Raw genomic sequence first — 20908 nt, 5'->3', positions numbered from 1 at the left:
ATTCCAAGACCCAGCATACAGGAGGCGCTTTTTTCTTTCAAAGCTCAAATTTCTTCATTACAGGAATGGCTCCTCTTTTTTGTTTGTCTGTCTAAAGGTACAATAAAGCCACAAGCTGATAAAAAGGTGGGAGTTCTTATGGAAACCTTGCTTTTGCAAAAACAAAACGGAATCGCCACGATCACATTAAATCGTCCGCACGTACATAATGCCATCAGCATGGAGCTGGTTGACGAATTGCATCAGGTCTTACAAGATTGCCAGGCTGATTCAGAGGTAAAGGTTCTGATTGTGACTGGGACCGGCAGGAGCTTTGTTTCCGGTGGCGATTTGAATCAGTTTATTGCCGCGCGGGGCTTTGAGCAGGCACATCCATTGCTTAGCAAAGTGTCTGGGCTATTGTCAGCAATCGATCAGTTTGCAAAGCCAGTGATCGCCATGATCAATGGTGCAGCAGTCGGAGGAGGTTGTGAGTTTGCGGGTGCATGTCATTTTCGTTTTGCCAGCCAACAGGCGACCTTCGGATTCGTGCAGATCAGTATGCATATCACGACAGGCTGGGGAGGAGGAAGTCGATTGTTGGACTTGCTACCTGAGTCAAAAGCGCTCGCTCTCTTGTTGACCGGTGACAAATTGCGTGCAGAGGAAGCCAAGTCCTTCGGGTTCGTTGACGAGGTGTACGAAGCGGATAAGCTGCAAGAAGAAGTATATCGCTTCGCCGGGAAAATCGCTGCCCAACCGCTAGCTGGGATTGAGGCGTACATGAAGATATTGCAGTGGAAGCGTTCGGGTATCCCGCAAGAAGAACGAATCCATCGCGAAGTGAATCAATGTGCGCATTTATGGGGAAGTCCCGAGCACGTCTCCGTAGTGGAAAGCTTCCTGACCAAGCGCCCAACGACTTGATCTTTGAGGATCCTTTTCGTTTAAACATTTATTTGCTTGGACATACTTTTTCTAGTAGAAAGCGATTCTACAAGAGTAGGGAAAAGCATAGGATGAATTACATCATCCTTTTTAAAGGTAACGGGAGGGACTCATATGGTAGCTTCCAGACAAGACGCATGGACCGAAGATGACGATCTAGTGTTGGCGGAAGTCACCTTGCGCCACATACGCGAAGGCGGCACACAGCTTGCTGCATTTGAAGAAGTGGGTCAAAGGTTAGGGAGGACAGCAGCTGCGTGCGGCTTCCGCTGGAACAGTTGCGTGCGCAAACGGTACGATGCGGCCATTTCGATTGCCAAAAGCCAAAGGCAGCAGCTGAAAAAGCTCGGGAGGATTCAAGCACCGCCTCCTGTGGTTGCAGACGTAGAAGTCGTTGCATTGCACACAAAACGTGTCGAGACACCAGTTGCAGAGGTACACAAGTACGAAGATGTAGAAGAGCAGCAGATCGAAGCCGTTATTCGTATGCTCGTCAATCAAAAAGAAATGAATCGTCGCTTGCGACAATTGGAACAAGAGTTGGAAGGAAAAGAGTTGGAGTTAAAAGAATTGAAAGAAGCCCATGAACGCGCTAGAAAAGAGCTGGATCAGGTTCAGGGGGTCAACGATGATTATCGGGCGCTCGTACAGATTATGGAACGTGCGCGCAAGCTTGCCTTTTTACAGGAAGAGGATTCCAGCAAAGCCATCTTCAAAATGGATGAAAACGGAAATTTAGAGCGCGTAGAAAAATAAACGAATCGAATGAAAAAAGAAGCGGCAATGGATCCGCTTCTTTTTATTTCGTCATCTGCAGTTCTTGTTGGTAAAGGGAGCTAGTCTTGCAGCTCTACGCTCTCTGGCAACCATACGTACGGGTTTTCACCGCGATCACGCATCAGGTTGTACTTCACAGGCGTGAAGCCCATTTTCAACCAAAAATCGTCTGCGCGACAGCGGGAGTTGGTTTTAATAGGAGCTCCGAAGCTTTTCGCGTGGTTGACCAAAGCAGTTCCGTAATCTTTTTTACGATAGTCAGGCAGGACCTCAAGCTTCCACAACTCATAATAGTCTTGCGCTGGTTGGAAGTAACGATCGTACTTTCCGTCGATTTTGTAGAGGCTCATACGTGCTACCAGAAGATCGTTGTCATAAATACCGTAAAATGGAGATTCCGAATCGTTTTCCACGATGTTCGCCTCCAGGTCTTCCTTCATAGAAAGCTCCTCCAGGCCAAATTCGCGAAACTTCTGGAATTCCTCCAGTGTCTTGTAGTTGATTTGCAAACGTCTTACTTCAAACATGGTTAGCCACTCCTCTCACAGCTCTTTGCCTTGGCCACCTTTTGGCCCCGCTCCTTTATTATACACGATGATTGGCTTTTCCGAAGCGTTTTTCTTTTTTTATCGCAGGGATTGTCAGGAAATGATTTCGCTTCCTTGGAAAATTTTAAAATTTCATCCTAGAACTATGATCATTCTCGTGGCAAAATAGAAAGTAGCATCACATGATACAAACCAGGCAAACAATTTGGAAGCGCTTACGGTTGTAGTCGGTTTGTCAAAGAGGGGAGCGTTGCCATGCGCAAGGTATTAATCGCAAACCGTGGTGAGATTGCCAGACGAATTATCCGTACATGCAAGGCAAAGGGAGTGGCTACGGTTGCTGTCTATTCGGATGCCGACAAGGATCTGCCGTTTGTGCGTGAAGCAGACGAGTCAGTTCATATCGGTCCACCGCCAGTACCGCATAGCTACTTGAACGTAGCGGCCATTATTGCGGCAGCCAAAAGTACCAATGCTGATGCGATTCATCCAGGCTACGGCCTTTTGTCAGAGAATGAAGCTTTTGCCCGCCGCGTTCTGGAAGAAGGTCTTGTATTCATCGGACCTACACCAGAGGTCATCGGTCAAATGGGCGACAAGCTGACTGCCCGCCACATCATGCAGGCCGCAGGGGTACCAGTTGTACCCGGGTGTGAACAGGCAATCGATTCACCGGATGAAGCTGCTGTTGTGGCCATGTCCATCGGATATCCCGTGATGCTGAAGGCCAGTGCTGGTGGCGGAGGAATCGGCATGCACATATGTCGAGAGGAAGCAGAGCTGCGTCAAGCCTACCAATCAGCGAAAGGCCGCGCAAAAGCGTATTTTGGTAACGATGCAATGTACATCGAGAAATACATTGAGCGTCCGCGACACATCGAAGTGCAGGTCGTTGCCGATCAGCATGGCAGTGTCATCCACTTGCTAGAGCGAGAATGCTCGATACAACGCAGACATCAAAAAGTGTTGGAAGAAAGCCCATCGCCCTTTTTGGACACGGCTACGAGAGAGCTTCTGTGTGATGCTGCGGTAAAAGCAGCGAAAGCAGTGGGGTACTCGGGTGTGGGGACGGTTGAGTTTATCGTAGATGAGGACAAAAATTTTTACTTTCTGGAAATGAATACACGACTGCAAGTAGAGCATCCTGTGACGGAAGAAATGACTGGTATTGATCTCGTGTCGCTGCAGCTAGAAATTGCCGACGGTCATCCGCTTGGAGTCAAGCAGGACGACGTGAGGGCTTTGCGTCACGCGATTGAGCTGCGTGTCTATGCAGAAGATCCGGTCACCTTCCTGCCATCGCCGGGAACGATTACGTTGTACCAGCCGCCAGCATTGGAGCATGTGCGGATTGATGATGGGGTAGAAACAGGTACACAGGTGACTCCTTTTTACGATCCAATGATAGCCAAAGTAATTGTATCAGGCTCGACAAGGGATGAGGCTGTACAACAAGCGCAGAAGGCCATGGACCATTTTCTGATTACTGGCATTAAAACGAACATTCCGTTTTTGCAAGAGGTTTTACAGGACTCTCAATTCCGCGAAGGCAACTATACGACTTGGTTTGTGACGGAGCGGGGAGCAAAATCAAGTACAGAAAAACGCTAAACCTACTCATACCTAAAGGGGAGAACCATACATGAAACAAGTAGCAGCTACTATGGCAGGAACGGTTATTAATGTACTGGTGCAGCCAGGTGACGAGATCAATGAAGGACAAGACGTGATAGTGTTGGAATCCATGAAGATGGAAGTTCCAGTCCAGGCCCAAGCCTCAGGCAAGGTCGTAGAAGTAAAAGCGAATATTGGTGATTTTGTCAACGATGGCGATATCATTGTCGTTTTGGAATAGGATTCGAATACTCCTAAACTGAGCGACCGCTAGGCGAGGAGGTGACTTATTGTGCGCGTGCAAATTGTAGAGGTTGGTCCGCGTGACGGGCTGCAAAATGAGAGCGAGATTGTACCGGCAGCAGCAAAAATCACGTTGATTCATAAGCTGATGGCAGCAGGATTGAAGCGTATCGAAGCCAGTTCCTTCGTGAACCCCAAATGGATACCGCAATTGGCGGATGCCGATGAGGTTTTGCAGGGAATCAACTACGACGAAGATGTGACGATAAGCGCATTGGTCCCTAACATTCGAGGACTGGAGCGGGCACGTCTTAGCGGACTGACGGAGATTGCCCTGTTTATGTCTGCTTCTGAAACCCATAATCAAAAAAATATTAATAAACGAATAGAAGACACGTATCCGATCCTGCGAGAGGTAGCCCAGGAGGCTCTGGCACTGGGGATGAAGGTTCGCGGGTATGTCTCAACGGTGTTTGGTTGTCCGTACGAAGGGAAAATTCCACTGGACAATAGCCGCAGGGTTACAGAGGCCCTGTTAGAAATGGGTGTGTACGAGATTTCTCTCGGGGATACAATCGGGGTTGCAACACCGAAGCAGGTCCATGAGGTTTTTGGAGCGCTTGTGAAAGATGTTACGAGCGAGCGCTTAGCCGCCCATTTTCATGACACGAGAGGGACCGGATTGGCGAATGTAGCAGCAGCGCTAGATGAAGGAATTCAGGTCTTCGACAGCTCCATTGGTGGTCTTGGCGGATGCCCATATGCGCCGGGAGCAGCAGGCAACATATCGAGTGAAGATCTGGTCTACATGCTCCATGGGATGGACTATGAAACGGGTGTCGATCTCGAAAAACTGATTGAGGCAGGGGCGTATATCAGGCAGCAGCTGGGCAAGGAGCTCCCTTCAAAAGTGCTGCGGGCGTCACTCGCTAGCAAACCTGCCTGATCTGTTTTTCCACACATTCGCAAAGAGGGGATAGGACATGACGGTTTCCCTGCAAAGAGAGGGCGCGATCAGCGTACTTACGCTGCAACGACCAGAAGTATTTAATTGCCTCAATCTTGATACGCTCGTGACACTGCGTGGCCTGATTCGTGAAATCAGCCAGGATCGTGACATTCGGACGGTCATTGTGACGGGTGCTGGCGACAAGGCGTTTTGCTCTGGTGCAGACTTAAGAGAGCGACGCACGATGTCCCCCCAACAGGTCGAAGTATATATCCAAACGATACGAGATACGTTCACGGAGCTGGAAAAGCTGCCGAAACCAGTCATTGCAGCAATTAACGGGCTGGCACTGGGAGGCGGTACGGAATTGGCGTTGGCGTGCGACCTGCGGATCATGAGTGAGCAGGGACAGATGGGATTAACCGAGGCATCTCTCGGGATCATCCCCGGTGCAGGCGGGACACAGCGTTTGCCTCGTCTTGTTGGAAAAGGCGTTGCCAAGGAACTGATTTTTACCGCTAGACGTGTCTTTCCAGAAGAGGCGCTGTCCATTGGATTGGTCAATCGGGTTGTACCCGCTGATCAACTCATGACGACTGCTATCTCATTAGCCGAGCAGATTTCAGCAAATGCTCCACTTGCATTAGCCCAAGCCAAGTTTGCCATCGATTGTGGAGTAGAGGTCGAGCTTGCAACCGGATTGCAGATTGAAAGCAATGCCTACAAGCTGCTCGTACCAACCAAAGACCGCCTGGAAGGACTCGCAGCCTTTCAAGAAAAACGAAAACCGATATACCGTGGAGAGTGACGAGGGGGATTACGCTGATGACCAAGCATTTGGAAGAAACATTGCACGAAAAAATCGCCCATGTAGTTCAAGGAGGCGATGCCAAGTATCACGACAAGCTCAAGGAGCAAAACAAGCTGTTCGTCCGCGATCGCTTGAAGCTGTTGTTCGATGACGAGTTCATGGTAGAGGATGGCCTGTTCGCAAATGTCATGGCAGGTGATTTGCCAGCGGACGGAGTCGTGACCGCTATTGGCAAGGTGAATGGTCAGACCGTTTGTGTAATGGCCAATGACTCGACTGTAAAGGCAGGATCTTGGGGGTCACGGACTGTCGAAAAAATTATTCGCATCCAGGAAACGGCAGAAAAAATGCGTGTTCCTCTTCTATATCTGGTGGATTCAGCTGGTGCTCGCATCACAGACCAATTGGAGATGTTTCCAGGCCGACGGGGAGCTGGACGAATCTTTTACAACCAAGTGAAGCTGTCAGGCAAAATTCCGCAAGTGTGCGTTCTGTTTGGGCCTTCTGCTGCTGGTGGCGCCTATATCCCAGCTTTTTGTGACATTGTCATTATGGTCGACAAAAATGCGAGCATGTACTTGGGCTCTCCTCGTATGGCAGAAATGGTGATCGGAGAAAAAGTAACCTTGGAAGAGCTGGGCGGTGCACGGATGCATTGCTCTGTCAGTGGATGTGGTGACGTACTGGCTTCCAATGAAGAAGAGGCAATTCAAGCTGCGCGCAGCTATCTCCGTTTTTTCCCGGCGAACTATACATTGACGCCACCTGCTCTATTACCGAAAGCCCCATCGGAAACAGCAAAGGAAATTACAAGCATTGTGCCGGAAAACCAAAATGCTGCTTTCAATATGCATGATGTCATTACAGCTTTGGTCGATGAGGACTCATTCTTTGAAATCAAGAAGCTATTTGCCCAGGAGCTGATTACCGGATTGGCAAGGCTGGATGGCAAGCCAGTCGGAATCATTGCCAACCAGCCTCGTGTAAAGGGCGGCGTCCTGTTTGTCGATTCGGCTGACAAGGCAGCCCGATTCATCACACTGTGCGATGCGTTTTCGATTCCACTCCTGTTCTTGGCGGATGTTCCAGGCTTCATGATTGGTACAGCGGTAGAGCGTGCAGGCATTATCCGACATGGCGCCAAAATGATCTCGGCAATGGCAGAAGCCACGGTACCGAAAATATCCGTTATCGTTCGAAAAGCGTATGGAGCGGGCTTGTATGCGATGGCCAGCTCTGCATTTGAACCAGATGCCTGCCTCGCTCTGCCTGGCGCACAAATTGCCGTAATGGGACCAGAAGCAGCGGTCAATGCGGTATACAGTAACAAAATTCAGGCGATTGAGGACCCGGCAGAGCGACAAGCGTTTATTCAGGAGAAACGTAGAGAGTACCAGGAAGACATCGATCTATACTTATTGGCTTCAAACTTGATCGTAGATGCGGTTATACCTCCAAGCGAACTGAGACAAGAATTGATCCAGCGCTACGAAGTTTATAAAAATAAGCATCAAGTATTCTCAGACAGAAAGCACGCTGTTTATCCCGTGTAAGTTAGGAATCAGGCTGTCGCACAAGGCGATGGCCTGATATTTTTTTGGGGAAATGTGCGATAGCAGAGGAATATTTCGATAATTTCGATCTTTTTTTGTGGCAATCAATTGAACAATCCCGGAAACTCTGTTATTCTTGAAAAATAAGCAATGATTAATGTGGGTGAACAAATGCTGCTAGAACCAAAGACGTGGCAGGTGGTAGTCATTGGTGGAGGGTCAGTCGGGCTGCTGTATGCAGCAAGGCTCGCACTCGCTGGACAACCAGTTACGATCGTTACACGCAGTTCACTCCAGGCGAATCAACTAAATGAACGCGGGCTCAGCTTCCAAAGACTTGATGGCGAAACCATCGCGGTTCCCGTCACTGCTCGCCCAATTGACGAGGGTTTGCCTGAAGGGAATTTGTATCTTTTAACTGTGAAACAGCCAGATTTGTACAGTGTGCTCCCAGCCTTACAAGGGTTAGACAGTGAGGCGAGAGTGATCGCTTTGCAAAATGGCATGGGTCATTACGAGCTGCTTCGAACCGTTTTAACGGAGTCACAGTGCTTCTTCGCGATAAATACAGAAGGGGCAAGACGATTGTCCCCTACAGAAGTAATGCATACCGGCACAGGTATATTGCGGGTAGGTTCTTGGGAGACTTCTGATCGTAGTGATCCACTGATACGCACTTTTGTCGAGTGGGCTTCATCAACAGGAATAGAGGCTGTCTATGAAAAGACGATACAGCCCTTCGCTTGGAGAAAGCTCATCGCAAATGCTCTGATTAATCCGTTAACAGCGCTTTTTGAAATCCCAAATGGTGCTCTCCTCGAAAATTCGCATACACACCACCTCATGCGTGAGCTGTTTATGGAAGCAGCTACTGTGGCTGCGTATGCCGGACAAAAAATCGAGGATGCAGACTTGCAGGAAATTGTCTCCATTTGCCGAAATACTTCCCGTAATCTTTCCTCCATGCTTCAGGATATAAACAAGCGAAGACCGACAGAAGTGCAGTCTATTAATGGCTATCTCGTCCAATTAGGAAAAAAGGCCGGGATACCTACTCCTCTGCACGATACCTTGCTTCGCGTTATCCTCCTTAAGTCAGGCATGGGAATACGGAAGGAGGGAGGCGACAGTAGATGACCATTTTGGCGAATGTCTGGGCCTATTTGTGGGGTACGCTAACGGTTGTGCCGTTTCTAGGTTTTCCGCTTGTCTATTTTCTCTTGTATGTGACGACGCGGAACAAGAAAATGGCGGGCCGTTGGGCAGTAAATATCACGAATCTTTTGGTGATTCGCTCTGCTGTTTCCGCTTACGAACTGATCTGGCCTGAGGCTTCTTCCGCTTGGTGGTGGGTATTCTGTTTTTACCTCGTGGTAACGTTGCTTCTTGGATGGATACAGATGAAGTGGAAGGGACGTCTCTCCCTCAAAAAGGTAGGATTTTCCGCCTGGCGTTTGTCGTTTCTCTGGTTTGGAATTGTCTACATAGTGCTGTTTACGACCGGAATTATCAAAACGATGGGTGTCGTGTAAAGCACTGTTGATACATATCGTATTTAATTCCGATAAGAAAGAAGGTTGGAACTATGCGACTTCCCATCGAGACCATCGGTCACAAGATTCGAATGATTCGGAAAGAACGCGGCTTTACCTTGGAAATTATGGCAGGCAAAACAGGGTTAAGCAAAGGTTTGCTCAGCCAAGTAGAGCGTGGAATTTCTCAGCCATCACTAGATTCGCTGTGGAAAATCACCAAAGCTCTGGAGTCACCGATCATTCATTTTTTTGAGGATATTGATCAAAAGCAGGTGCACGTGACTCGCTTGCAAAAACGCAGACAACTGGTCTTTCCTGAATCGACGGGAACTTATTCGCTGCTCTCGATGGGAGGAAGTGCGAAGCTGGGGATGCTGGAAGTACGACTGATGCCTGGAGAAATGGCTGTAGACAAGTTCGTTCAGTCAGAGGGAGAAGAGTGCTTTACAGTGATATCCGGTAGTGTGACAGCCCGCTTTAATGATGAAGAACACGTATTAGAAGCAGGGGACAGTATTTCTTTTGACAGCAGCAAAACACACTCAATTGAAAACACGGGAGATACGGAAGCCATATTGATCTGGTCCGTCACCCCTCCACAATTTTAATGCTAGCGCAAACAAGCCTGTATTACACTTTGACAACCCATTAAAGTGGGTTGTCTTGTTTTTTGTGGCTGTGGAGCATGTTATAATTTTGGTTGACCATGGCCCTAAGAAAGGTGAGCTAGCATGAATGTTGAATGTCTTGCGCTTCCATTGGCTAATCCGCTGGCACAAGAGTACCAGCAGCAAAATGCCTCTGCAATGCAATTTTTTGCGCATAATCCCTACCGAGAACAGTCCTACCAAGAACGCGTGGAATGGCTTCAAGGCCAGTCCTATCCTCACCGGAACCAGCTCGTGGAAGGCCTATATCATTTTAATAAAGAGATGGGTAATCACCCTGAAGCACTGAAAAATATCGAGCTGCTGAAACAGCCGGACACCTATGTCGTTATTGGCGGTCAGCAAGCAGGGGTTCTAGGCGGCCCGCTCTATACGATGAACAAAGCCGTTCATTTGATTCAGGCGGCGAAAAGACTGTCCTCGCAGCTTCATGCGAATGTGATCCCGGTGTTCTGGATTGCTGGCGAAGACCACGATATTGATGAAATTGATCACGTGTACTGGGGTGCTGACGATGGGAAGCGCCTGCATAAAGAGCGTATGGCTCTTAACAAAAAAGGCCGCGAATCCGCAAGTAAGCTGCCCTTGGATCAAGAGCTGTGTACGCAGTTCCTGGATAAGTTTTTCCAGGGACAGACAGAGACTGCCGAAACCAAACAGATTCGTGAGCTGCTGACGCAGACGGCCGTCGATTCGCAAACAGTCGCTGAGTGGTTTGCCCGCTTGATGGCGCAATTGTTCGGCAAGCACGGTCTTGTGCTAATTGAATCCTCGTTGCCGTTTGTTCGTGAGCTGCAACGACCTGTCTTCTCACAGATCATCGAAAATAATGAGCAGCTCGCAAAGGTGTTGCTTCAAGCAGCCGATCGAATTACAACGGCTGGCTATCCGCTTCAATTACAGGTGGAAGAACATCAAGCGAATCTTTTCGTCTATGAAGGCGATGATCGCTTACTGTTAGAACGTCACGGGGAGCGCTTTATCAATCGAAGACGTTCCTATAGCAACGAAGAATTGCTCAAGCTGGTTGCAGATTCCCCGGAGCGTTTTAGCACGAATGTCGTTACCCGCGGCTTGATGCAGGAGCATCTGTTTCCTACGCTTGCTTTCATTGGAGGCCCTGGAGAGATTGCTTATTGGGCGTTCTACAAGGAAGTATTCGAGTTATTCGGGATGCAGATGCCGATCGTGCTGCCGCGTTTGTCCGTTACACTCGTGGAAGGCGCCCAGTTAAGGCTTCTGGATAGCATGGGGCTTTCTGTTGAGCGAGTCCTGACTGATTTCGCAGGATGGAAAACAGAGTGGTCCAACAATCAGGCACCACACCCACTGGAGCAGCAATTCGCTTCAACACGCGACACGATCATGTCGATCTATCGTCCTCTGGTAGAGGAGGTCGTTTTGCTTGATGGCGGATTACGTGGTCTGGCTGAGAAGAATAGTAAGCTGCTGTTAGAGCAAGTATCCTTTTTGGAACAGCGTCTCATTCGTTCGTTACAGCAACAAGAGGACGTAGAGCATGTGCGCGTCCAAAGAATCGAGACCGCGTTGCTGCCTGAGGGCGGTCTGCAAGAGAGAAAGCATTCGTTTTTCCCGTATGCGAATAAATATGGCCTTGCACTCCTTGATCGATTGGTAGAAGCGCCATTCGAGCATGATGGTACTCATCAACTTTATTACCTGTAACCGATCAAAGAAAAATAGTCGGAGCGTCCTGGAAGGGAGCCCGACTATTTTTTCGTTTTTTAAGCAGTTTTAAGCAGTTTAAAGCAGATGGAAAACTTTTCTTCCAATTATGCAGAAACTTTTCCGACAAATTCTGCGTCATAGTAGTAATGGATTGTTTTTTTGGAAAGGTGGTACTCGGGATGCAGATTACATTACGACAAATCGGGAAAAAAGCCACTCTACTAGCAGTAAGCTGGTCGCTTGTGTTGACGGGCATAGCTGCCGTGGGATTGAAAAAGGCAGATGCACGTGAAGTATCTGTGGCGAATGCACCTGCTTTTATCGACACAAATGGACATTGGGCTTCGAAAGAAATAGGGATTGCCACCAAAAAAGGATTAATCAAAGGCTTTCCTGATGGAACCTTCAAGCCAGAGCAAACGGTTACGCAAGAACAGTTTTTATCACTGATTGAACGGGTGATTCCTTCCTTTACAGGGCATGAACCTGATGACTTTATCAAGGAAACCTACTTACAGCCTTCTGTGGGACGCTGGTCCGAAAAAACATATCACCATTTGGCTTCAGCGGGTATTATGCCGTCCGGAAAGCCTACCGATAGCATGACGCGGTTGGAAGCAGCTAGAACATTGCTGGCAGCCCTCGGGCATCAATCGGAGGGAGAAAAATATCGGGGAACAACAACGAAATTTTTCACGGATCTTTCCATGGATGATGAAAAGCAGGTCATGACGGTCTATCCAGCTTACAAAATGGGGATTATGGCTGGGTTTCCAGACGGAAGCTTTCGTCCTGACGAGAAGATCAGCAGAGCGCAAGCAGTCGTACTCTTAACTCGGATGGAGTCAAAGATTGCTGAGCTGTACCCTGGCAATGTAACAGAGAGCGAAAAGAAAGCAATGACTCAAGCTGTCTCTTCATTTGTAGGAGATGTGATGGATAAGCAGAAGATTCGTCGCTACGATGATTTGGTTGCGTATGTAAAGGAAAACAAACTGCCTGTCAGTGAAGCGTTTTTACGGGAGCATTTTTCTTTTATGCAGTATGAAGTGTATGATTATGTCCGGTTTCCGCAGTTTAACGAGCTAATGTACTTCGCAAAAATCGGAATGAATAAATACAGGATGACTGTTCAATATTTCGCGGGAGATCTGGGTGGAAGCGTTGATCGCACATTCTACTTATCATCCAGTGATGGCAAAACGTTTAGACTGATTGGAAAAGATGAATAATAAAAAAAGGCTGGGACATGTACCCGGCCTTTTTCCTATTCAGGCGTTACGCTTTTGCCAGATGAAGAGTACGAGAGCAATTACAAGGGGATAGAAGGCAGACCATCCCAAAAAAGGATATAGCCCTACCGTACACACGAGAGAAGTCCAGGAAGCGATTCTGCCTACGCGACTGTTGTGCAAGAGTCGAACTCCAGCCAGACATCCGCCAATGTAGGTCGCAAAAAAGGTAGCGTTGGGCAGCTCGATGAGTTTGGCTAGGTCGATCAGATCGAAATACAGAACACCGAGAACGACGACAAAACAAAGGGAGAGAAACAGAAGCCCTCCAGTTGGTGTCCGGTACTTGGCATGAAGGGTACCAAACCAGCGAGGTGCGATATTTTCTTTCGCCAAAGAATAGGCGATTCTCGAAGCGGCTCCAATGTAAGCGTTGGCTGTCGCAATACAGATGAACAAGGCGGTAACGGCTACAATCCATCCGCCGATCGGACCGAGCGAGAGCTGGACCATGACACTGAGCGAGGCAGCGGAGATACCGACACCGTAGCTATGCGTAGCCACGGTCATGAAGGCTACGGCAAAATACAACAGAGCGACGATTCCGGCACTCCACAAAACACCGCGAATCGCGTTCTTCGCTGGATCAACGAATTCTTCTGAGAGATGCGTCACGGCCTCCCACCCAATGAAGCACCAGAACATGAGACCGGCTGCTTGCACGACACTCAGCCAACCGTTTGGCACAAACGGAGTAAAGTGGGTGACGGACGCATGCGGGATACTCGCAACGACGGCCAAAATCAATATCGTAATAATCAGCGAGACAACAATCGTTTGGACACGTGCAGCTACATGCAATCCAATCACATTCATAATCAGTACAGCGAGAAGGAGCAGAGCAGCCGCCGCATAGACCTGTGACTCACTCCAGTTCAGCAGGATCGCAATATAATTGGCTCCAGTTACACTTAAAATGGGTGCGCCGATGGGAACAGACAGGAGAAAGAACCATCCGACCATGTTTCCGAATCGATCTCCGTAAGCTGTCCGAACAAACGTAGAGACTCCACCAGAGCTCGGATAGCGGGCAGATAAGAGCCCCATCGTAATGGCCATGGGCAGGACGAGAATAGACATGACGAGCCAAGCTAAAATCGAAGCAGGACCAGCCTTTTCAGCTGTAAGTCCGGGGATGAGCAGTACCCCGGAGCCGATAACAGCGCCGATGTATAAAGCGACGATCTGCGGAAGTCGCAGTGTTTTGGCCAGGCCCGGCGCTTGTGCGGACGATTTCCCCATAGATAGTTCCCTCACTTTTTTACTTTCCATGTCGTTTGTAACTGAAGTGTAGCATAGACTTAATTATCGGAGTTATCTATAATATTAGATAAATACAATCGTTTTTTTCGATGAAATGAGGGGGAAATCTGGATACTCGTTATTTACTAACCTTCCGTGAAGTAGCCAAGTGCCAGAGCTTTACTCGTGCAGCAGAAATATTGGGCTATGCGCAATCAAGTGTGACGACTCAAATTCAAATTCTGGAATCAGAGTTCGGTGTAAGTCTATTCGAGCGTTGGGGCAAAAAAATCAGGCTTACCCACGCAGGCGAAGTCCTTCTCGGCTATAGTGAACAATTGCAGGCAGTGTTAGATGAAGCAAAAGCAAACTTGTCTGAGCAAGCACACCTCGCGGGAACGCTTAGTATCGGGACGGTAGAGTCGCTCGCCGCTTTCTATTTGCCGCCTTTTTTGCAAAAGTTTCGTCTGGAGCAGCCGCGTATGCGTATTTCACTGAAGCCAGGCATCTGTCAGGACTTGAGACTGGGAGTAAAGGAAGGCAAGTACGATTTCGCTTTTGTGCTCGATTGTCTACAGGAGCATTCCGAATTGACGAATGTCGTTTTAGGCGAGGAAAAACTAGTTGTGATTGCTGCACCTCCCCATCCGCTCGCGCAAAAAGAGAAGGTGGAAGCACCAGATTTTTCAGGGGAGACCTGGATTTTTACCGAAAAGGGCTGCAGCTATCGCGGGATGATGGAATCCGTGCTGCGTGAAGCTGGGGCTACCATGGAATCGTCTTTTGAATTCGGCAGCCTGGAGGCGATTAAGCAGTGTGTCGCATATGATTTGGGAATTGCGTTGCTTCCTTCTATTGCCGTCCGAGAAGAAGTGAAGGATGGTTCGCTCGTGATTCTCCCCTTTTCCCATCCGAATATCCGTGTATTCAGGCAGTTGGTCTATCATAAGAAAAAGTGGATGCCACAGGCTTTGCTGCGTTTTTTGGAGCTGCTTACGGTAGAAACCGCAGAGCCGTAAACTGCCTGGAATAGGAAAAAGAGATGATAGTTTAACTTGCGTATGATATGATAGACAGGGTTGCTTTATGAGATAAAAGGAGGTCCATCCATACATGAACACAGTTTCTGAAAGCATCGTAAAAGATATGTCGTTGGCGCACAACGGCCATCTGAAAATTGATTGGGTTAAAGAACACATGCCTGTACTTAACCGCATTCGTGAGCGCTTTGAAAAAGAGCAGCCGTTTGCAGGACTGAAAGTTGCGATCTCCTTGCACTTGGAAGCAAAAACAGCTTACCTGGCGAAGGTTGTCCAGGCTGGTGGTGCTGAAGTAACGATTACTGGCTCTAACCCACTGTCCACGCAAGATGACATTTGCGCGGCGTTGGTAGAAGACGGCATTCGCGTATTTGCGAAATACAACCCAGATCCTGCTGAGTACAAAGAGCACCTGATCAAAACGCTGGAAACACGTCCTGATCTGATCATTGATGACGGTGGCGACTTGATTACCATTCTGCACAGCGAGCGTCGTGATCTGTTGTCTCAAGTGCGTGGTGGAGCAGAAGAAACCACAACAGGGATTCTGCGTCTGAAAGCGTTGGAAAAAGAAGGCAAGCTGGAATTCCCAATGGTTGCCGTAAACGATGCATTCTGCAAATACTTGTTCGATAATCGCTATGGTACAGGCCAATCCGTATGGGATGGTATCAACCGTACAACGAACCTCGTAGTAGCTGGTAAAACAGTTGTTGTAGCAGGATACGGCTGGTGCGGTAAAGGTGTAGCGATGCGTGCAAAAGGCTTGGGCGCAAAAGTAATCGTTACAGAAATCGACCCAATCAAAGCAGTAGAAGCTTACATGGATGGATTTGAAGTAATGCCGATGCTGGAAGCTGCGAAGCACGGTGACTACTTCGTAACGGTAACAGGCAACCGCGACATCATCAGTAAAGAGCATTTTGCAGTGATGAAAGATGGCGCAATCCTGTCCAACGCAGGTCACTTCGATGTCGAAGTAAACAAGGTAGATCTGAATGCCATGTCGACATCTTCCCGTATTGTGCGTAAAGATATTGAAGAATTTGTCTTGGCTGATGGTCGAAAAGTGTATCTGCTCGCAGAAGGTCGCCTCGTGAACCTCGCTGCTGGCGACGGACATCCGGCTGAAATTATGGATATGACGTTTGCTTTGCAAGCCGTTTCCTTGGCATATGTGAATGAGCAGTACAAAAATATCGGCAAAACAGTGCTGAACGTACCATTCGAGCTGGATCAAATGGTGGCACAGTACAAATTGGAAGCTCTGAACATCGGTATCGACAAATTGACAGCTGAGCAAAAATCTTACCTGGAAAGCTGGGTCGAATAAGTTCTCGAATCCCGTCTTTTCCCGGCAAAAAAATAAACGAAAAAATCCTGCATACAAACGCAGGATTTTTTTTTATAATAACAAATAGGTACTAGGTGGGGAAAAGTGGGGGAAAGTGGAGCCAACCGACAGGAAAGTGGGGGACCAGGGCGTGTTCATGGGGGAATATCAGCACAGCATCGACGAAAAAGGCCGCCTGACGATCCCAGCCAAATTCCGTGAAGGGCTTGGCACTTCCTTTGTGATTACCCGCGGACTGGACCAATGTTTGTTTGCTTATCCGCAAGATGAGTGGAAGCAATTAGAGGAAAGACTCAAGTCTCTCCCATTTACAAAAGCAGATGCTCGGGCATTTACACGATTTTTCTTTTCAGGTGCCACCGAATGCGAGTGGGACAAGCAGGGAAGGGTAAACATACCACCCAATTTACGTGAGCATGCAGGCATGCAAAAAGAATGTGTGATCATCGGGGTGTCAAACCGTGTAGAGGTATGGAGCAAGGAACGCTGGGAAGATTATTTTGCTCAGTCAGAAGGCTCTTTTGGAGAAATTGCCGAAAAACTGGTTGATTTTAATTTGTAGCAGCGAGAAGAACAGGAGTGACGACATTGTCGTTTCATCACGTAACCGTTTTGATGGAAGAGGCTGTCGAAGGGCTAAATATTCGTCCTGGAGGCATTTATGTAGATTGTACACTTGGTGGAGCTGGGCATAGCAGTTTGATTGCTTCCAAGCTGACTGAGGGTGGTCGACTTATCGCCATTGATCAGGATGACTGGGCGCTGGACAATGCCCGCGAAAGACTCGCATCCTATATGGATAGAGTTACGCTGGTAAAGAGTAACTTCCGCCATATCAAAGACATTGTGAGCGATTTGGGTTTGACTGGCGTGGACGGGATTTTGTTTGACCTTGGAGTATCCTCTCCACAGTTGGATGAGGGAGAGCGTGGCTTCAGCTACAATGCTGATGCGCCTCTGGATATGAGAATGGACCAACAAGCCCCGTTGTCAGCCTATGACATTATCAATGAGTGGGATGAAGAAGAGATTGCCAAGATCATTTGGCTGTACGGAGAAGAGAAATTTTCCCGGCGAATTGCCCGGCAAATTGTTCAACAACGCAAGAAGCAGCCGATCCAAACAACCGGCGAGCTGGTTGAATTGATTAAGGAAGGTATTCCTGCTGCTGCGCGCCGTACCGGACCCCATCCGGCGAAGCGTACTTTTCAGGCGATTCGGATCGCAGTCAATGATGAACTGGATGCATTCAAAGAGGCCGTCGTCGATGCTATTCATGTTTTGAATCCAGAAGGCCGGGTTAGTGTCATCACGTTTCATTCCTTAGAGGACAGAATCTGCAAACAAATATATCAAGACTTTTCAAAAGGGTGCACATGCCCGCCAGCTTTTCCGATTTGCACATGCGGGAATAAAGCAGTAGTAAAAGTCATCACAAAGAAGCCGATTTTGCCATCTGAAGAAGAATTGGAAGCGAATAATCGTGCACGATCAGCTAAGCTACGGGTAGCGGAGAAGCTGTAGAACGGAAGCGACGAGAAAGGAGAGGGAGAAGCGATGAGTTATTACTACCGAGGAAATTTAGCTATGGAGTTGGAACAACAATCCAAATCCGTAACGAAAACAACAAAGCGAACGGTTCGGATCAAGCCAACGATTCCAACCGGAGAAAAATTGCTGTATCTCTTATTTATCTCGTTAACCGTTGTCGGCTTGGGGCTAGTGGGTGTCCGCTACTCGCAAATTTCGCAGATGAATTATGAAATTCAGAGCACGAAAAAAGAAAATCGTTTGATGACAGAAAAAAATGCAGCTCTGAAATTGCAAATCGAGCAAATGACAAACGGGCAGCGCCTGCAACAAGAAGCAGAGAGACAAGGCATGGTGTACAATCCGGCAGCTGTACATACGATTGGCAAAAAAGAAGTCCAGGCGAGCTCTCTACCACAAACACAGCCAAAAAAACCTTAAATGTTACTGCTCTCATGTGCGGTAACTTTTTTTCTTAGATGGACCCGAGTCTGCTCCTGACTCGGCTAGTACGCGTTCGTCTCCCGTGTTAGTGTAAATGCGAAATCGGCTTATCGGTAGGGGCGGACGATTTTTGAAGCGATGGAGTTGAATGGAGATGGAATGGAAACGAAAAGTAAATTGGCGAATTCTCATGGTAGCCTTATGTACGATCTTGGTTTTTTCGACGTTGAGCTTTCGAATCTACTGGATCCAGTCCGTCGAGGCAGAAGAAATTATGCTGCACGCACAAAAGCAGTGGGATAGAGAGCGTGTACTGAAGCCGAAGCGGGGGACGATCTATGACCGAAATGGCGAGATTTTGGCCTATGAGGGGAAAGCGTATACGGTGAATGCGCGTTTGAAGCCTCTTAATGAGAAAGACGATGATTTCGTAAAAGACCCGTACTATACTGCCAATATGCTCGCGCCGATTTTGAATGCACCTGTGCAAGACTTGGTGAAGAATTTGACGAAGCCAAATAATGTGGTGGAATTGGGGCGCTACGGGCAAAAGGTCAGTGAAGAGCAGAAGAAAAGAATTCTTGAAGTACAATATCCGAAGCTACCGAGCGGAGAACAGGTTGAGAAGAATCAACTTCCTGGTGTTTATTTGGTTGAAACGACACGTCGGATTTACCCGAATAACGCCTTCGCGTCTCATGTAATCGGCTATCTTGATTTGTACGATGAACCCAAAATGGGGATCGAGCTGAAATTGAACCCGCAATTGGCCGGTGAAAAGGGGCAGATGCACTTCCAAAAGGATGGTGCAGGCTACCAGCTGCCAGATGGAGAAGGGGAGTACATTCCGGCAAAAGATGGATTAGATGTGTACCTCACCATAGACCGTCAAATACAGGATTATGTAGAACAAGCGCTTGACAAGGTGGAACAGCAGTACAAGCCGCAGGGCATGACGGTCGTAGTAGCTGATCCGCAAAATGGTGAGATTTTGGCAATGGGGAACCGATCGCAGTTTAACCCGAATACGTACTACACCGGGATTGAAAATTACAATAACCACGCTGTTACCACGATGTTTGAGCCGGGTTCTACATTTAAGATCATTACCCTGGCTGCTGCCATTGAGGAAAAGATGTTTAATCCGAATGAAATCTATCAATCCGGTACGTATACAATCAAGGGACAAGTTCCGATCCGTGACCATAACAATGGTGCTGGTTGGGGTCCCATCACCTTTTTGGAAGGGGTACAGCGTTCTAGTAACACCTTGTTCGCCAAATTGGGGTATGAGCGTTTGAAGCTAGAGGGTCTGAAGAAATACTTCAAAAAATTCGGTATGGGTGAAAAAACTGGAATTGAGCTTCCGTATGAGAAAGCAGGAAGCTTGATCAACTTGGAGAAACCGCAATCTCCGCGTGACTGGGCTGCGACTACTTATGGACAAGCAGCGACAGTCACAGCGATTCAGCAGGTTGCAGCTGTAGGGGCAATCGCGAATGGTGGAGAGCTGTTAAAACCGCATATTGTAAAGGAAATGCGCGACCCTCATACGGGGGCAGTTGTCAATCGTACACAGCGGGAAGTTGTAAATCGAGTCGTGAGTGAAGCGACAGCGAAACAAACGCGCTATATATTGGAAACCGTCATTACAGCAGATGCTGGTACGGGTAAATTGTACAAGATTGACGGTTACCATGTTGCAGGAAAGACCGGAACAGCCCAAAAATACGATCCAAACACAGGAAAAATTATGGATGGGCGCTACGTCGCTTCCTTCATTGGTTTCGCTCCAAAAGACAATCCAAAGCTATTAGTCTACGTCGTCATTGATGATCCGCAAACAGATGCTTGGTATGCATTGTGGGGCAAAATGATGCTCGCTCCGATGTTTACATCCATCATGGAACGCAGCCTGCAATATTTGCAGCAGCAGCCTGACCTGTCGGCTGTCGAGAGCAAGAAGAAAGAAAAGGCACCAACGAAAAAAGAGGCGCAGACAGCAGTCGAATCATCCTCTGCTGCACCGAAGACGTTGCCAAAGTTTGAAGGAATGTCCACGACAGCAGCGCAATTGCGAGCCAAGCAGGACAATTTGACGGTTACGGTAGCAGGTACTGGCACAAAAATCGTCAAACAATATCCGGCTGCATATGAGCAGGTCGTTCCGGGTGAACAGATCATACTCGTAACAGATCGGGTAAAAGGGACGAAGATGCCTGATTTCAAAGGAAAATCATTGCGGGATGTGATGGAGTTCAGCTCCTTGATCAATCTCGAAGTAAAATCAACGGGAACTGGGTACGTCACGCAGCAAAGCATTCCACCAGGAACGGTGCTGCAGGGCACGGAGAAGCTACAGGTTACACTGCAATCTGAGTCGGAGCCACCTGTACCGGTAACACCGCAAGGAGGGCAGGGAGGCGGCTCAGTGCCAGCTACAGTGACGCCAAACAATCCGGCACAGAATAATACGCCAGTTCCGAATAACTCCACAAACCAAACAGGTGGAAATACTTCCGTTACTCCACCTGCTAATCAGCCAACAGGTCAAGGAGGGCAAGGTGGATCAGGACAGCCGCCAGCGTCCGGGCAAGCGCCTCCTCCTGACAAACCAGTTGGACAAACAACGGAAACACCACAAACACCGACAACTCCATAGTTCTAACCCGTCCCCCCTGCGAATAAGGTA

At 48.3% G+C, this 20908-nt stretch carries 20 protein-coding genes; 18 read left to right on the top strand and 2 right to left on the bottom strand.

The features are described 5' to 3' along the window. Positions 1-138 precede the first annotated feature (138 nt). Together AB1L17_RS19275 and AB1L17_RS19270 are read left to right on the top strand one after the other, a co-directional pair. A complete protein-coding gene (locus AB1L17_RS19275) occupies positions 139-906 on the top strand; it encodes an enoyl-CoA hydratase/isomerase family protein (RefSeq protein ID WP_412846702.1) in 768 nt (255 codons plus the stop codon). Positions 907-1041: 135 nt separating this feature from the next. Further along, positions 1042-1683: an RsfA family transcriptional regulator gene (locus AB1L17_RS19270; protein WP_412846701.1), complete on the top strand. Its 642-nt coding sequence runs from the start codon at positions 1042-1044 to the stop codon at positions 1681-1683. 80 nt (positions 1684-1763) lie between these two features. Here the strand turns inward: AB1L17_RS19270 and AB1L17_RS19265 are convergent, their stop codons facing one another. Next, positions 1764-2231: an N-acetyltransferase gene (locus AB1L17_RS19265; protein WP_412846700.1), complete on the bottom strand. Its 468-nt coding sequence runs from the start codon at positions 2229-2231 to the stop codon at positions 1764-1766. 276 nt (positions 2232-2507) lie between these two features. On the opposite strand from AB1L17_RS19265, the gene AB1L17_RS19260 reads away from it, so the two are divergent. From AB1L17_RS19260 to AB1L17_RS19215, 10 genes are all read left to right on the top strand, one after another. Then, a complete protein-coding gene (locus AB1L17_RS19260) occupies positions 2508-3863 on the top strand; it encodes an acetyl-CoA carboxylase biotin carboxylase subunit (RefSeq protein WP_412846699.1) in 1356 nt (451 codons plus the stop codon). Positions 3864-3894: 31 nt separating this feature from the next. Next, the gene (locus tag AB1L17_RS19255; RefSeq protein WP_412846698.1) at positions 3895-4107 is read left to right on the top strand and encodes a biotin/lipoyl-containing protein; all 213 of its coding nucleotides are present in this window, start codon (positions 3895-3897) and stop codon (positions 4105-4107) included. A 51-nt stretch (positions 4108-4158) separates the two neighbouring features. Then, positions 4159-5055, top strand: coding sequence for a hydroxymethylglutaryl-CoA lyase (locus AB1L17_RS19250; RefSeq protein ID WP_412846697.1), 897 nt, complete (start codon positions 4159-4161; stop codon positions 5053-5055). A gap of 37 nt (positions 5056-5092) precedes the next feature. Further along, complete coding sequence (locus tag AB1L17_RS19245) at positions 5093-5866, top strand: enoyl-CoA hydratase-related protein (RefSeq protein ID WP_412846696.1); 774 nt, start codon at positions 5093-5095, stop codon at positions 5864-5866. 17 nt (positions 5867-5883) lie between these two features. Beyond that, on the top strand, positions 5884-7422 hold the full coding sequence (locus AB1L17_RS19240; RefSeq protein WP_412846695.1) for an acyl-CoA carboxylase subunit beta: 1539 nt from the start codon (positions 5884-5886) through the stop codon (positions 7420-7422). A 171-nt stretch (positions 7423-7593) separates the two neighbouring features. Further along, positions 7594-8559 carry a ketopantoate reductase family protein gene (locus AB1L17_RS19235; RefSeq protein WP_412846694.1) on the top strand — a complete coding sequence of 322 codons (966 nt, stop codon included), beginning with the start codon at positions 7594-7596 and terminating at the stop codon, positions 8557-8559. After that, the gene (locus tag AB1L17_RS19230; protein WP_412846693.1) at positions 8556-8954 is read left to right on the top strand and encodes a DUF3397 domain-containing protein; all 399 of its coding nucleotides are present in this window, start codon (positions 8556-8558) and stop codon (positions 8952-8954) included. Before AB1L17_RS19235 ends, AB1L17_RS19230 begins: the two co-directional genes overlap by 4 nt. A 53-nt stretch (positions 8955-9007) precedes the next feature. After that, positions 9008-9565: a helix-turn-helix domain-containing protein gene (locus tag AB1L17_RS19225; protein ID WP_412846692.1), complete on the top strand. Its 558-nt coding sequence runs from the start codon at positions 9008-9010 to the stop codon at positions 9563-9565. 123 nt (positions 9566-9688) lie between these two features. Further along, positions 9689-11311 (top strand): bacillithiol biosynthesis cysteine-adding enzyme BshC, encoded by a 1623-nt coding sequence (gene bshC, locus AB1L17_RS19220; protein WP_412846691.1) that lies wholly within the window; start codon positions 9689-9691, stop codon positions 11309-11311. A gap of 182 nt (positions 11312-11493) precedes the next feature. After that, the gene (locus AB1L17_RS19215) at positions 11494-12546 is read left to right on the top strand and encodes an S-layer homology domain-containing protein (RefSeq protein ID WP_412846690.1); all 1053 of its coding nucleotides are present in this window, start codon (positions 11494-11496) and stop codon (positions 12544-12546) included. 39 nt (positions 12547-12585) lie between these two features. Here the strand turns inward: AB1L17_RS19215 and AB1L17_RS19210 are convergent, their stop codons facing one another. Continuing rightward, on the bottom strand, positions 12586-13848 hold the full coding sequence (locus AB1L17_RS19210; protein ID WP_412846689.1) for an APC family permease: 1263 nt from the start codon (positions 13846-13848) through the stop codon (positions 12586-12588). Positions 13849-13976: 128 nt separating this feature from the next. Here AB1L17_RS19210 and AB1L17_RS19205 point away from each other — a divergent pair, with 128 nt between their 5' ends. The 6 genes from AB1L17_RS19205 to AB1L17_RS19180 all read left to right on the top strand — a co-directional run bounded on the left by AB1L17_RS19205 (position 13977) and on the right by AB1L17_RS19180 (position 20878). Further along, positions 13977-14867 (top strand): LysR family transcriptional regulator, encoded by an 891-nt coding sequence (locus tag AB1L17_RS19205; RefSeq protein WP_412846708.1) that lies wholly within the window; start codon positions 13977-13979, stop codon positions 14865-14867. Positions 14868-14961: 94 nt separating this feature from the next. Further along, complete coding sequence (locus tag AB1L17_RS19200) at positions 14962-16221, top strand: adenosylhomocysteinase (protein ID WP_412846688.1); 1260 nt, start codon at positions 14962-14964, stop codon at positions 16219-16221. A 151-nt stretch (positions 16222-16372) separates the two neighbouring features. Further along, on the top strand, positions 16373-16804 hold the full coding sequence (mraZ, locus tag AB1L17_RS19195; RefSeq protein ID WP_007717680.1) for a division/cell wall cluster transcriptional repressor MraZ: 432 nt from the start codon (positions 16373-16375) through the stop codon (positions 16802-16804). Between the two features lie 17 nt (positions 16805-16821). Further along, positions 16822-17766: a 16S rRNA (cytosine(1402)-N(4))-methyltransferase RsmH gene (gene rsmH / locus AB1L17_RS19190; RefSeq protein WP_412846687.1), complete on the top strand. Its 945-nt coding sequence runs from the start codon at positions 16822-16824 to the stop codon at positions 17764-17766. A 33-nt stretch (positions 17767-17799) separates the two neighbouring features. Further along, positions 17800-18213 (top strand): cell division protein FtsL, encoded by a 414-nt coding sequence (gene ftsL2, locus AB1L17_RS19185; RefSeq protein ID WP_412846686.1) that lies wholly within the window; start codon positions 17800-17802, stop codon positions 18211-18213. Positions 18214-18370: 157 nt separating this feature from the next. Then, positions 18371-20878 carry a penicillin-binding protein gene (locus AB1L17_RS19180; protein WP_412846685.1) on the top strand — a complete coding sequence of 836 codons (2508 nt, stop codon included), beginning with the start codon at positions 18371-18373 and terminating at the stop codon, positions 20876-20878. Positions 20879-20908 lie beyond the last annotated feature (30 nt).

Source organism: Brevibacillus jepli (assembly GCF_047229145.1).
Taxonomy (GTDB): Bacteria; Bacillota; Bacilli; order Brevibacillales; family Brevibacillaceae; genus Brevibacillus.
The sequence above is the reverse complement of the archived record's forward strand: the minus strand, read 5'-3'. Positions and strand labels throughout refer to the sequence as shown.